This is a genomic window from Embleya sp. NPDC056575 (assembly GCF_042793325.1).
Lineage (GTDB): Bacteria > Actinomycetota > Actinomycetes > Streptomycetales > Streptomycetaceae > Embleya.
In genome coordinates, this window is the sequence record NZ_JBHTVA010000025.1 from 1 (window position 1) to 12,737 (window position 12,737).

11 protein-coding genes are annotated in these 12,737 nt (G+C 73.7%); 5 read left to right on the plus strand and 6 right to left on the minus strand.

What is annotated here, in order from left to right:
- Positions 1-53: 53 nt before the first annotated feature.
- Complete coding sequence (locus ACFRCG_RS20730; protein WP_380033449.1) at positions 54-533, minus strand: hypothetical protein; 480 nt, start codon at positions 531-533, stop codon at positions 54-56.
- A gap of 282 nt (positions 534-815) precedes the next feature.
- Here ACFRCG_RS20730 and ACFRCG_RS20735 point away from each other — a divergent pair, with 282 nt between their 5' ends.
- Complete coding sequence (locus ACFRCG_RS20735; protein ID WP_380033451.1) at positions 816-1,904, plus strand: M4 family metallopeptidase; 1,089 nt, start codon at positions 816-818, stop codon at positions 1,902-1,904.
- A 40-nt stretch (positions 1,905-1,944) separates the two neighbouring features.
- Here the strand turns inward: ACFRCG_RS20735 and ACFRCG_RS20740 are convergent, their stop codons facing one another.
- The 3 genes from ACFRCG_RS20740 to ACFRCG_RS20750 form a co-directional block, all read right to left on the minus strand.
- Complete coding sequence (locus ACFRCG_RS20740) at positions 1,945-2,556, minus strand: hypothetical protein (RefSeq protein ID WP_380033453.1); 612 nt, start codon at positions 2,554-2,556, stop codon at positions 1,945-1,947.
- Between the two features lie 232 nt (positions 2,557-2,788).
- Complete coding sequence (locus ACFRCG_RS20745) at positions 2,789-3,112, minus strand: hypothetical protein (protein ID WP_380033455.1); 324 nt, start codon at positions 3,110-3,112, stop codon at positions 2,789-2,791.
- A 165-nt stretch (positions 3,113-3,277) separates the two neighbouring features.
- Positions 3,278-4,990, minus strand: coding sequence for a SpoIIE family protein phosphatase (locus ACFRCG_RS20750; RefSeq protein WP_380033643.1), 1,713 nt, complete (start codon positions 4,988-4,990; stop codon positions 3,278-3,280).
- Positions 4,991-5,318: 328 nt separating this feature from the next.
- Between ACFRCG_RS20750 and ACFRCG_RS20755 the strand changes: the two genes are divergently transcribed.
- Positions 5,319-6,137 carry a class I SAM-dependent methyltransferase gene (locus ACFRCG_RS20755; protein ID WP_380033456.1) on the plus strand — a complete coding sequence of 273 codons (819 nt, stop codon included), beginning with the start codon at positions 5,319-5,321 and terminating at the stop codon, positions 6,135-6,137.
- Positions 6,138-6,210: 73 nt separating this feature from the next.
- Here the strand turns inward: ACFRCG_RS20755 and ACFRCG_RS20760 are convergent, their stop codons facing one another.
- The gene (locus ACFRCG_RS20760; RefSeq protein WP_380033458.1) at positions 6,211-6,906 is read right to left on the minus strand and encodes a response regulator; all 696 of its coding nucleotides are present in this window, start codon (positions 6,904-6,906) and stop codon (positions 6,211-6,213) included.
- Entirely contained in the window at positions 6,891-8,189 is a 1,299-nt protein-coding gene (locus ACFRCG_RS20765) for a sensor histidine kinase (protein WP_380033460.1), read from the minus strand. The genes ACFRCG_RS20760 and ACFRCG_RS20765 overlap by 16 nt, the downstream gene beginning before the upstream one ends.
- A 221-nt stretch (positions 8,190-8,410) precedes the next feature.
- On the opposite strand from ACFRCG_RS20765, the gene ACFRCG_RS20770 reads away from it, so the two are divergent.
- The 3 genes from ACFRCG_RS20770 to ACFRCG_RS20780 all read left to right on the plus strand — a co-directional run bounded on the left by ACFRCG_RS20770 (position 8,411) and on the right by ACFRCG_RS20780 (position 12,631).
- Positions 8,411-9,103 (plus strand): ABC transporter ATP-binding protein, encoded by a 693-nt coding sequence (locus tag ACFRCG_RS20770; RefSeq protein WP_380033461.1) that lies wholly within the window; start codon positions 8,411-8,413, stop codon positions 9,101-9,103.
- Positions 9,100-11,526 (plus strand): FtsX-like permease family protein, encoded by a 2,427-nt coding sequence (locus ACFRCG_RS20775; protein WP_380033463.1) that lies wholly within the window; start codon positions 9,100-9,102, stop codon positions 11,524-11,526. Before ACFRCG_RS20770 ends, ACFRCG_RS20775 begins: the two co-directional genes overlap by 4 nt.
- 157 nt (positions 11,527-11,683) lie before the next feature.
- Positions 11,684-12,631, plus strand: a complete 948-nt coding sequence (locus tag ACFRCG_RS20780) for a hypothetical protein (protein WP_380033465.1) — start codon at positions 11,684-11,686, stop codon at positions 12,629-12,631.
- Positions 12,632-12,737: the final 106 nt, after the last annotated feature.

Below are 12,737 nucleotides of genomic sequence, written 5' to 3' on the forward strand. Positions count from 1 at the left end.
GTCCGGCACCCGCCTTTTCCGGTGGTTGCGGCGCTGCTCGGCCCGCGCGGGCGCTACCCGTCCGGTTCGATCCGCCCGGTCCACGTGCGCCGCAGGTCCGCGAGCGCGACCTGTTCGGCGGGTGGGGCGCCGACGGCGCACAGGGTCCGGGCGTGCGCGTCGGCCAGGGCCAGATGCGCGGCGGTCGCCCGTGCGTTGGCCGCGGCGTCCTCCCGGGCCTGACGCAGCGCGGACGTGCCCAGGTCCAACGCGAGGGCGACGTCGTACTCCCGCGCGGCCTCCAGGATCGTCGCCCACCTCGCGAACACGGTGGGGAAGCCCGGCGGGATCCGCCCGGCGAAGTGCGCGGCCTGCGCCACGAGTTCCCGGCGCCCCCGTTCCACGGCCTCGTCCGGCGGCTGCCCGGCGAGCCGCTCCCGGACGTTCGCCAACTCCAGGAGCATCAGGTCGAGCAACCGTTCGTGCTGCTCGCGCAGGAGGTACGCGGACCGCGGATAGGCCGCCGTCCCACGTCTTCGGCCCCGTCCGAACACCGCCACACACCCTACGTTGCCCCCTGTGACCGGTCGGCGACAAGCCGAATCGGAAGGGAGGTCCGCATCGATCCGCGGACCCCGGCGGCATGATCCGAAATAGGGTCTAACCATGCCGTATCGAACCGGAATGGTCGGATCCGAAGCGACGACCGGCACCACGCGGCCCGCCACTCGCCGGAATGTGCCGATGCCCGCCGCCGGCGTTGACCGCACCCCGGCGGGGTGTGAGCGTGTCGTTCGCCCGCGTGACGAACCCGCCTTCCATCCCGGGGAGTTCGGATGCATCGCAGCACGCTCACCTTCGGCTCGTGCCTGGCCCTGCTGATCGCCCTGCTGCTCGGCACCGCGCAGACCTCGCACGCCGCCGGCCCCCGGCCCGCCGTCGCCGGCGCGGTGTCGACCGGGACGGGACACGGCGCGTGGAACGGGCCCGACCCGCTCGCCATCGACACCACGCGCATCGGCTCCGGGTACACGCTGCGCGACCCGATCCGGACCAACCTGGCCTGTACGAAGTACAACGGCGGCGGCACCTTCACCAAGGCGGTCGACGACTGGGGCAACGGCGATCCGACCAACCTGGAGACCGCCTGTGTCGACGCCCTGTGGGCGGCGCAGAGGCAGTTCGACATGTTCCGCACCTGGCTGGGCCGCAACGGGCAGAACGGCCAGGGCGGCGCTTGGCCGCTGCGCGTGGGCCTGAACGACGTGGGCCTGCGCTGGAATGCGACCGCGGGCGCCATCGACATCGGGCACACCACGAGCGGCAAGTGGATCACCGAAATGGACCTGGTCGGGCGCGAGTACGGCCACGCCGTCGACCAGACCGCCCCCGGCTGGCCGTTCCGGGAACCGGGATTGGCCGAGGGCTTCGCCGACATCATGGGCACCCTGACCGAGGCGTACGCCAACGAGCCGCTGCCGTACGACGAGCCGGACTACGTGATCGGCGAGAAGATCGACCTGACCGGCAACGGACCGCTGCGCTACATGTACAACCCGTCGCTGGTCGGCGACCCGAACTGCTACAGCTCCGCCATTCCGAACATGGAGGAGCACGCGGCGGCCGGACCGCTCAACCACTGGTTCTACCTGCTCGCCGAGGGCAGCAACCCCGGTGGCGGCAAGCCGAAGAGCCCGACGTGCGACAACTCGACGGTCACCGGCGTCGGTATCCGGACGGCCGGCAAAATCGTGTACCAGGCCCTGCTCGGGCGTACGTCCAACACGAAGTACGCACAGGAGCGCCGGCTGACCCTGAACGCGGCCCTGCGGTTGGACCCCACGTGCGCCCTCTTCGGCGCAACGCGGGCCGCGTGGAACGCGGTCGGCGTGCGCCCCACGACCGGCGAACCGGTATGCCCCTGAGCGGGAGCGGTCGCCGGCGCTCGGGTCGGAGCGGTCGCCCTCAGCCGGCGAGGTCCCAGACGGTGACCTCCATGCGGACCGGGGCCTCGCCGGCGGGTACGGAGGTCAGCTTGAAGTACGCGGTGCGGCCCTCGTCGGTCACGGCGCAGAAGCGGGAGCCCAGGGCCAGTTCGCCGCCCAGGTAGGAGCCGCGCTTGCGGACCGCCTCGGCGCAGTCGGCCGCCGTCGGATCGGGGCTGCCGTCGGGGAGCGTGGCCAGGGTGGGGCTGGACCCCTCGGTGACCAGGTCGGGCTTGCCGAAGAGGAAGCCGAAGACGAGGTCGGCGGCCTTGCCCGACGGGGTGACCAGTGGCGGGCTGGTGTCCAGGTCCACATAGCGGGACGAGGCGGTGGCGGTGACCGTGCCGGGGCCGAACAACACCTTGGCCGGCCGGTTCGTCGGGCCGGGGGTGCCGGCCGGCGACTGTCCTGTCTGCCCGGTCTGCCCGCTCGGCGACGCCGCCGACCCGGATGTCCCGTTGCCCGGCGGCGTGTTCTGCCGCTCCGGCGCCGGCGCGGTGTTCGCGGACGGCGCCTTCGAGTCCCCGTCGGAGCCGGATCGGCTGACGGCGACGGTGACGACGATGCCGATCAACGGGATGGCGATGCCCACGACCCACCACGCCCACCTGGGCTGGGTCGGGTGCGGCGGCGGAGCGGGAGGGTAGGGCGGTGGGTATCCCGGATCCTGGTGCAAGTCGCCTCCGTGGAACGTATGGCCGTCGGGCGGGCGGCACTCTATCCAAGAGGCACCGCGCAATCCAAGGATCTCCGCGTGCCCCGGGATACCGGCGGTATCCGGGTGCCGCCGGTGTCCCGGCGCGGATTCGGGTCGTCCGGACGAACTACCGGTCGACCAGGGCGACATCGGCCTCCTGGCAGGCCAACGCGTCGCGCAGCTCCGGTGACACGGTGTGGCAGCGCGAGCGCAGGCCGAGGAGGAAGGCGTGTCGGCACGCCGAGCCGATCGCCGCGGCACCCGCCGCGTCGAAGACCTCGGTGCCCGACAGATCGAACGCCAGCTCGACCACGTGGTCGGGCAGGGCGTTGATCTGCGACACGAGGTCCTTGCGCAGATGGTGGGCGACGGAGACGTCGAGCACCCTGGGCGCGGTCACCCGCGCGTAGCCCTGGCGCACGTGACAGACGCAGTCCCGATCGTCGGTCATTCGGTTTCCCCGATCACACGTCGACGGCCAACGCTCCCGCAGCGCGCCGGCCCTGTTCGTACGATCCCGCATGCCGGCGTTCCGCGTATGCACCGAAACGCAACCGAGACATGCGCGTCGCCGCCGGATCGGCGGCGACGGTCCCGATGAGGGGTCGATGGGCCGCTACGGGATGTCCTGTTCGGCCCAGACGATCTTGCCGGTGGGGGTGCGGCAGGAACCCCAGCCCCGGCACAACATGTTGATCAGTTGCAGGCCGCGCCCGCCCTCGTCGCTGAGTGACGAGTGCTGGATCTGCGGCAGGTCCGGGCCGGTGTCGGAGACCTCCACCACCAGGCGATCGTGCCGGAGCAGCCGCAACCGGCCCGGCGCGTGGCCGTAGCGCAGCGCGTTGCCGACGAGTTCGCTGACCACGAGTTCGGTGACGTCGGAGAGGTCGCCGAGTTGCCACTCGTCGAGTCGCCCGCGCACCAACCTGCGGGCCACGCCCGCCGCCGAGCCGTCCGGGGGCAGGTCCCAGACGAACAAGTCGCCGCCCAGGAGCGGCGGTTGGCTCGCCGCGACCATCATCACGGCCTCGTCGAAGCGGGCTCCCGCGCCGGGCGTGGGATCGCCGAGCACGCCGGCGTCCAACTCGTCGGGACCGAGCCGGGCGGCCCGGTCGCGCAGTCGGGCAAGCTGTACGTCGATGTCCTCGGTCCGCGACTTGACCAGCCCGTCGGTGTAGAGCACGAGTCGGCTGCCCGGCGGGACTGTCAGGCGCAGCGGGTCGTACGGGATGACGCCGGCGCCGATGGGCGCGCCGATCGGCACGTCCACGAACGACGCCTTGCCGTCGGCGTCGATCAGCAGCGGCGGCGGATGTCCGGCGCTGACCAGGGTGTACGCGCCCTCGGCCGGGTCGTAGACGGCGCACAGACACGTCGCGACCTGGTCGTCCTCCAGGTCGCGGGCGGCGAGGTCGAGGCGGGCGAGCATACGTTCCGGGGTCAGGTCCAGCGCCATCAGCGTGCGGGCGACCGCGCGCAGTACGCCGGTGGTGGCCGCCGCCGCCATGCCGTGGCTCATCACGTCGCCCACCACCAGGGCGGTGCGGCCGCCCGGCAGCGGGGCCACGTCGTACCAGTCGCCGCCGACGCCGAGCGGGTCGGCGGTCGGGATGTAGCGGGAGTTGATCCCGAGGCCCGGGGTGCGGGGGGTGACACGGGGGAGCAGGTTGCGCTGGAGCCTGGCCACGTGTTCGCGTTCGCGGTCGTACAGCCGGGCGTTGTCCATGTCGATGGCGGCCTTGGAGGCGAGCTGCGTCGCCAGCGCGAGGTCCGCCTGGGAGAAGCCGGGCCGGTCGCCCGCGCGGATGAAGTCGGCCGAACCCAGCTGCACTCCGCGCGCGATCAGCGGCACCATCATGTAGCTGTGCACGCCCGCCTGGCGGAGCTTGGCCGCCGCGCTGGGGGTGGGCGCGATCTCGTCGAAGTCCTCCGGCCCGAAGCTGCTGATCAGTAATGGCCGACCGTCGGCCAGGGCCCGGGTGAAGCGCGAGTCCCGCTCGGGGGGAGAGGTGGAGAGTTCGCCGATCTCGTCGGGTTCCAGGTCGGCGAGTCGGTCGATGTACGCCACCGACATCGCCCGCCGGGCCGGTCTGCCCAGGCCGCTGGGGCGTCGACCCTCGTCGCCCTGGAGTACGGACTCGAGCAGATCGACGGCGGCGGCGTCGGCCAAACGGGGGACAGTGAAGTCGGCCAGTTCCTGTGCGGTGGTCTTCAGGTCGAGCGTGGTGCCGATCCGCAGGCCCGCCTCGTTGAGCCAACTGAGCTGATCGCGGGTGGCGCGGGTGCGGGAGGCGAGGCTCCGTGCCTTCGCCGCTCCGCGTCGCCGCACGTGCTTCCGGCCGTGACCGCCATCCACTCTCCCGCTCACCCGCACCTCTTTCCCTCGGCACCGGACCGTCGCACGCGACTCGGCCGCCCGTCGTGTCCCGACACCCACTCTTCGAGCGGGCCGGCGGGCCGACATGTGGGATGCGACTGTACCGGCGCGGGGTTGCGATTGCATCGAATCGATCGAGGTCGACAGAACCGAGCGAGACGGCGCGATCTGCCCTTGTCCTACCCGCCCGAACCGCTACCGATGCGAGGCGTGTGGGGGTCGGTGGCGGGCGGTTGTATATCGGTTGAGGGGGTTGGCGGAGGCCGGCTAGTTTGACCGGATGAGCGAAAATTCGGTGGTCGAGGACTGGCGTGCGGTCAATCGGGCCAACTGGGACGAGCGGGTCCCGATCCATACGGCCAGTCGGTTCTACGACGTGGAGGGGTTCGTCGCGGGCAGGGACTCGCTGCGGGACTTCGAGACGGCCGAGGTCGGGGACGTGGCCGGGAAGAGCCTGGTCCACCTGCAATGCCACTTCGGGCTCGACACGCTGTCGTGGGCCCGGCGCGGGGCGACCGTCACCGGGCTCGACTTCTCCGCGCCGGCGGTGGCCGCGGCCGGCGGGATCGCCGCGCGGATCGGCGCCGACACGGCCCGGTTCGTCACCTCCGACGTCTACGACGCGCCGACCGCGCTCGGCGGACGCACCTTCGACATCGTCTACACCGGGCTCGGCGCGCTGTGCTGGCTGCCGGACCTGGAGCGCTGGGCCCGCACCGCGGCGGCGCTGGTCGCCCCGGGCGGCTTCCTCTACCTGGCCGAGTTCCACCCGTTCGCCGACGTGCTCGCCGAGGACGGCCGCACGGTCGAGCTGGACTACTTCCGGCGCGACGGCACCGTCTGGGAAGAGCCGGGCACCTACGCCGACATGAGCGCCGAGACCAGCGCCAACGTCACGGTCGAGTGGCAGCACGGCATCGGCGAGGTGGTCAGCGCGCTGACCGCGACGGGCCTGCGCCTGGAATTCCTGCACGAACACGACCACACCCTGTTCGCCCGCTTCCCCGACCTCGAGGAACGGTCCGGCGTCTATCGCTACCCTGCGGACCGGCCGAGGGTTCCGCTGATGTACTCCCTGCGCGCCGGCAAACCGGCCTAGCATTTCGAACAGCCCTTCCCCGCAGGCGATTTCCGGCCGGGAACGGCTGCGGTGGTCGCGTCGGCGGGGCGGGTCAGGGGGTCGATCCCGGGGAGATCAGGCCGGATTCGTAGGCCAGGACGACCGCCTGGACACGGTCGCGCAGGTCCAGCTTGCCGAGGATTCGGCCGATGTGGGTTTTGACCGTGGTCGGGCTCAGGGTGAGGCGGTCGGCCAGTTCGGCGTTGCTGAGGCCGGTGGCGAGCAGGCGCAGGACTTCGAGTTCGCGCGGGGTGAGGTCGGACAGGTCGCGATGCAGTGCGGCGGGGGGTTCGTCGCGGTGGGCGAAACGTTCGATCAGCCGGCGGGTGATGGCGGGGGCGAGCAGGGCGTCGCCGGAGCGCACCAGGCGCACCGCCGCGACCAGGTGTTCGGGAGTGACGTCCTTGAGCAGGAAGCCGCTCGCGCCGGCGGTGAGCGCGGCGTAGACGTAGTGATCGAGGTCGTACGTGGTCAGGATGATCACCCGGGTGCCGGCGGAGCCGTCCGGACGCTCGGCGAGGATGCGCCGGGTCGCCTCGATGCCGTCCATGCGCGGCATGCGGATGTCCATCAGCACCACGTCGGGGCGGGTACGCCGGACCGCGGCCACCGCGTCGGCGCCGTCGGCCACCTCGGCCGCGACCTCGATGCCGTCCGCGCTCAGGATCATCCCGAACCCGGTGCGCACCAGGGCCTGATCGTCGGCGATCACCGCGCGCAGCGGCGCCCCGCTCACGCCGTGCGCCACGGGATGTGCGCCCGGATCCGGTAGCCGCCGGTCAGCGTCGGCCCGGCGGTCAACTCGCCGGCGTAGACCGCGAGCCGTTCGCGCAGCCCGAGCAGGCCCCGCCCGCTGCCGCCGCCGACCGGTGTCGGCCCGGCGGGCGTGACGCCGGTGTCGATGACCTCGATCTCCAACCGCTCCCCGGTGTAGCCGATCGTCACGTGCGCGTCGGCGCCGGGCGCGTGCTTGATCGTGTTGGTCAGCGCCTCCTGGACCACGCGGTAGGCGGTCAGGTCGACCCCCGGCGGCAGCGGCCGGGGCGGCAGCGACACGGCCAGGCGAACGGGGGTCCCGGCCGCGCGGACCCGTTCGATCAGCGCGTCGAGCCGGTCCAGGCCGGGCTGTGGTTCGAGTTCGTCGGGGCGTTCGGTGTCGGGTGCGGCGAGCAGGCCCATCACGTGGCGCAGTTCGGCCATCGCGGCCCGCCCGCCGGCCTCGACCGCCAACAGCGCCGCCTTCGATCGTTCCGGCGCCGCGTCCATCACCGTGCGGGCCGCCCCCGCCTGGATCACCATCACGCTCACATTGTGGGTCACCACGTCGTGCAACTCGGCGGCGATCCGGGATCGTTCCTCTTCGACCGCCCGGCGGGTGGCCTCGGCCTGGGCACGTTCGAGGTCTGCGTATCGTTGCCGACCGGCCGCCAGTTGCCGCTGCCAGAACAGCACCAGACCGGCCAGGCCGCCCGCGATCAGGATCACCACTCCCGGGCTGGACCAGCCGGGCAACATCGGCGGGGTGTCCCGAAAGGCGGCGCCGGCCAGCACGGCGGCCAGGCCCAGGCCGACCACGGCGCGGCCCCGGTAGCGACTGTGCACCACCGCGCTGTAGGCGCCCAGGACGCAGGTGGTCACGTTGATCCAGGACGCGTGGTCCTCGCCGATGCACACCGTCGCACCGAGGATCACGGCGAAGGCGACCAGCGGATACCGGCGGCGGACCGCCAGCGGCAGCGCGGACAACACCACCAACGGCCAAGCCCCCGAGTCGAGTCCGTGCTCCTCGGGCGGCGGCGGGAGCCAGGGCTCGGGCGGCTCCGGCGGCATCGGCTGGTCGCCCATCGGACCGACCGGCCCCGGCCCGGCGTCCGGATAGCGCACCGCGACCACCAGCGCGACGAAGGTCAGCACCACCGCGAGCAGCACATCCGCGTACCGCGCCCGCCGCGACAGCGGTGCCGGCTCGGCCTCCGGGCGCAGCACGACCCCCAGTTGCCCGCGCCATCGGCGCCAATCGTCCCTGAACACCGGCCCATTGTGCGACCCGTCCGCCGGCCGCCGCATCCCCCCGCACGACCGGTGCCCCGGGCCGCGCGGCGTACGTCGCAGGGATGACCCCGCCCGCGGGTCCTTCCCGGGAAGGGCCGGATGTCGGCGCGGCGGCCGACGCGCCGCGAGCACCCGCGCACCTAGCGTCGCCGAGGCCGGCAGACACGCACCCCCCACAACGCCAAGGATGGACGACTCCCATGACCCCTGTGATCGAACTCGTGGGCGTGGCCAAGCGCTACGACACCGGTGGAGCGCCCGCGCTCGGCCCGCTCGACCTCGGCGTGGCCCGCGGCGAGGCACTGGCGGTGACCGGCCCCTCCGGCAGCGGCAAGTCCACGCTGCTCAACCTGATCGCCGGCCTCGACCGACCGAGCCAGGGCACGGTCACCGTGGCCGGGCAGCGCATCGACGGGCTGAGCGAGCACGCGCTGGCCCGCTTCCGCCGCGAGCACATCGGCATGGTCTTCCAGTTCTTCAACCTGCTCGACGACCTCACCGTCGCCGACAACATCCAACTCCCCGCGCAGCTGACCGGAACCGGCCGACGCAAGGCGGCGGCGCGGGCCGGCGAGCTGATGGAGGTGCTGGGCATCGGGAAACACGCCCGCGCCTACCCCGGTCGGCTCTCCGGCGGAGAGCGCCAGCGGGTCGCGGTGGCCAGGGCGTTGATCAACCGGCCCGCACTGCTGCTGGCCGACGAGCCGACCGGCGCGCTGGACAGCGCCTCCGGCGCGGACGTCCGCGAATTGCTCACCGAGTTGCACCGCGACGGGCAGACCATCGTGCTCGTCACCCACGATCCGGCGCTGGCCCGGGCGTGCGCGAGTCGGTCGATCCACATCGTCGACGGGCACCTGGCGCTCGACCCGCGCGCGGAGGCGGTCCGATGATCGGGCTCGGCGGCGCGCTCGGCCGGGTGGTCCGCTCCGGGGTGTCCAGGCGTCGGGTACAGACCGTGGTGATCGTGTTGGCCACGATGATGGCCGTGGCCTCCGCGGTGGTCGCCGGATCGCTCGTGGTCGCCGCGAACGCGCCCTTCGACCACGCCTTCGCCCACCAGCACGGGGCGCACCTGAGCGCCCAGTTCGACCCGGACAAGGTCGGTGCGGCGGACCTCGCGGCCACCGGGCACCTGGCCGGCGTCACCGCGAGCGCGGGACCGTACCCGACCGCGACGATCCACCCCACCGACGGTCGCGGCGGGCACTTCCCGGCGCTCACCGTGGCCGGTCGCGCCGGCCCGCACGCGGCCGTGGACGACCTCGACCTCACCTCGGGCCGCTGGGCGGAGAAACCGGGCGAGATCGTGCTGTCCACCGAGTTCGCCGGCCCCGAGATGCCGCCCGGCTTCACATTGGCCGGCTCCGACGCCCCCGGCGCGCCGATCCTGACCGTGGTCGGCGTCGCCCGATCGGTGAGCCGCACCGCCGGCGCCTGGGTCGTTCCGGAGCAGGTCGGCGCGCTCGCGTCCACGAACGAGCCGGCGGGGCTGCAGATGCTCTACCGCTTCGCCGCCGCCGGAACGGACGGCGAGGTCGCCGACCGCCGGGCCGAGATCGTGTCGGCCGTACCGGCGGGGGCGTTCCTCGGCGCCCGGTCCCACCTGGACACCAAGCGCGCCGCCGACGGCAACGCCGCGCCGACCATCCCGTTCCTGACCGCCTTCGGCGTGCTCGGCATCGCCATGTCGGTGATCATCGTCGGGAGTGTGGTCAGCGGCGCGGTCGGCACCGGGCTGCGCCGGATCGGCATTCTCAAGGCGATCGGCTTCACCCCGCGCGAGGTGGTGCGGGCCTATGTGGCCCAGGCGTTGGTGCCGGCCGCCGTCGGCGTCGGGCTCGGCGTGGTGCTCGGGAACCTGATGGCGCTGCCGCTCCTGGCGGACACCGAACAGGTCTACGGCGACGCCTCGTTGTCGGTGGCCTGGTGGGTGGACGTGCTGGTCGCGGTCGGCGCCCTCGTCGTGGTCGGGGTCGCCGCGCTGGTGCCGGCGCTGCGGGCGGGTCGACTGCGCACGGTCGAGGCGATCGCGGTCGGTCGGGCGCCGCGGACGGGGCGGGGGCGGTGGGCGTACCGGGCGACCGGGCGGCTGCCGCTGCCCCGGGCGGTGACGTACGGCCTCGCGAGCCCGTTCGCGCATCCCGTGCGGACTCTCGCGATGGTGCTCGCGGTGGTGTTCGGCACCGTCGCGGCGACGTTCGCGGTGGGCCTGACCGCGTCGCTGAACGCGGTCGGGGACGCGCACGACCCGGAGAGCCGGGCGGCGGTCACGGTGCTCGCCGGCGCCGCCGGCGGACCGGGTGGGGCGCCGGCGGGCGGCGCGGGACCGGGCGGCGGCCACGCCCCGGCCCCGGGCGGGAGCGGCGGCAACGTCCCCGCCGGGGGCGGTGCTTCCACCCCCGCCGACTCGGCCCGGATCCGGGCCGCCGTGGCGGCCGCGCCCGGCACCGCCACGAGCTACGGCGTGGCACACGCCGACGTCACCGTGACCGGCATGCCCGGCTCGGTCCGGGCCGCGCTGTACCAGGGCGACTCGCGGCCCGGCGGCTACCCGATGATCGCCGGGCACTGGCTCGACGGCCCGGGGCAGGTCGTGGTGCCCACCCGGTTCCTGGCCCGCACCGGCAGCCGGATCGGCGACACGATCCGGGTCACCCACGAGGGCGACGTCCAGGCCCTGCGGATCGTCGGCGAGGCGTTCGACACCTCGGACGACGGCACCCGGATCCACGCCGACATGGCCTCCTTCGCCTCGGCGCACCCCGACGTGTACCTCATCGGCCTGAAGCCCGGTGTGGACCGCGACCGCTACGCCGCCGATCTCGCCCGCGTGGTGGATCCGTTGGGCGGCGCGGTGCTCGGCGACGCGTCCTCGGGCGGTGACGGCCTGATCCTGGTCCTGGACGCGATGGCCGCGCTGCTCACCCTGATGCTGGTCGCCGTGGCGGGGCTGGGTGTGCTCAACTCGGTCGTGCTCGACACCCGGGAGCGGGTGCACGACCTCGGCGTGTGCAAGGCGCTCGGGATGACCCCGCGACAGACGGTGGGCCTGGTGCTCGCCTCGGTGGTCGGAATCGGGGTGGCCGGCGGCCTGATCGGTGTTCCGGTCGGCTACGCGCTGCACGGCTACGTGGTGCCCAGGATGGGCCACGCCGCCGGCACGAACCTGCCGCCGAGTGTGCTCGACGTGTACGACCTCCCCGAGTTGGCCCTCCTGGGCCTGGCGGGCGTCGCCATCGCGGCCCTCGGCGCGCTCCTCCCGGCGACCTGGGCGGCCCGCACGCGCACGGCCACGGCGCTGCGCACCGAGTAGGGCGGCGACACGAGCCGGCACCGCGTACCGCCCCGCCCGATCCGCCCGGCCCGATCCGCCCCGCCCCGATGCCCGGTTCGGGGCCGGGTGGAGCAATCTCGCGGGCGGGCGGGTCGGTAGGCTGCGTGTGGGGGGTTTGCGAGCTTGGGGGCGGGTCATGACGGGGCGGGACGAGCCGGACTGGGACGCGTTTCTCGCGCGCGAGGTCGCGCGGGCGAACGACGCGTCCGGCCGCGCGGGTGGGGACTTTCCCGGCGCGGGAGCGAGCGCGGGTGCGGGTACGGGTGCGGGCGGTGACCGCGGCGGGAACGGCCCGCACCGGGGCGGGACACGATCCGGTGCGCGGCCGCGTGGGCACGTGTCCCCCGGATGGCTCGCCGCGTCGGTCGTGGGCTCGGTGATCCTGTCGGTGGGCGTGTACGGCCTGGTCCGCCCGGCCGACAGCGGGCCGAACACGGCGGAGGTATCGGTGGTCTCCACCGCGCGCCCGACCTTGGTGATCCGGCCGGTCACCCCGACCGCGGGTATCCCCGCGAGCCCTCCCGCCGGGGGCGGCGCGAGCACGCCGCCCCAGGTGGGCCGGGCCGAGGCCGCGCCGCCGGTGCCCGAGACGCGGGCGTTCCCCGAGGCGCGGGTACGCCTGCCGTCCGGGGCCGAATTCCAGCGGGTCGACGTGCATGTGCCCCGGGCCTGCGCCGAGATGTTCGCGCCCGACCTGGCCGCCGCGGTCGCCCGGGGCGCCGGCTGTACGCGCCTGGCCGCCGCGCTGTACACCGACGCCGACCGGCGGATGCGGATCAGTGTCGCGGTGGTCACCATGAACCGCGCCGAGGACGCCGCCGCCCTGTTCGCCCTGACGGGCGCGGATCCGATCCGCTACCAGGTCGTGGCGCTCGACCCGCCGGCCGGCTCGACCCTGGAGCCGGTACCGCCGGGCGGCACCGGCGACTTCGGTCGCCTCATGGCGGTACGTTCCCTGGTCGTGTCGTCGGCCGAGTGGAGCGACGGTCGGACCGACGGCGCCAAGGAACTCGGGAGCGCGGCGGGCGAGTTGCTGAAGTACGTGCAGACCCGCGTGGCCGACTACGAGGAGCGCGTGGGCTGATCGCGGAGGGGCGACCGGGATCGAATCCGGTCCGTCTTCGCACGCCTCGCCGGCACGGCGGTTGCCCCGGTCGACCCCCGGGCGCCGGTCGTCCCATCCGTCTGGA

Coding starts and splice junctions, on each gene's coding strand:
- ACFRCG_RS20770 (WP_380033461.1), top strand. CDS start 8,411: ATGACCCCTGTGATCGAACTCGTGGGCGTGGCCAAGCGCTACGACACC.
- ACFRCG_RS20755 (WP_380033456.1), top strand. CDS start 5,319: ATGAGCGAAAATTCGGTGGTCGAGGACTGGCGTGCGGTCAATCGGGCC.
- ACFRCG_RS20780 (WP_380033465.1), top strand. CDS start 11,684: ATGACGGGGCGGGACGAGCCGGACTGGGACGCGTTTCTCGCGCGCGAG.
- ACFRCG_RS20745 (WP_380033455.1), bottom strand. CDS start 3,112: ATGACCGACGATCGGGACTGCGTCTGTCACGTGCGCCAGGGCTACGCG.
- ACFRCG_RS20735 (WP_380033451.1), top strand. CDS start 816: ATGCATCGCAGCACGCTCACCTTCGGCTCGTGCCTGGCCCTGCTGATC.
- ACFRCG_RS20775 (WP_380033463.1), top strand. CDS start 9,100: ATGATCGGGCTCGGCGGCGCGCTCGGCCGGGTGGTCCGCTCCGGGGTG.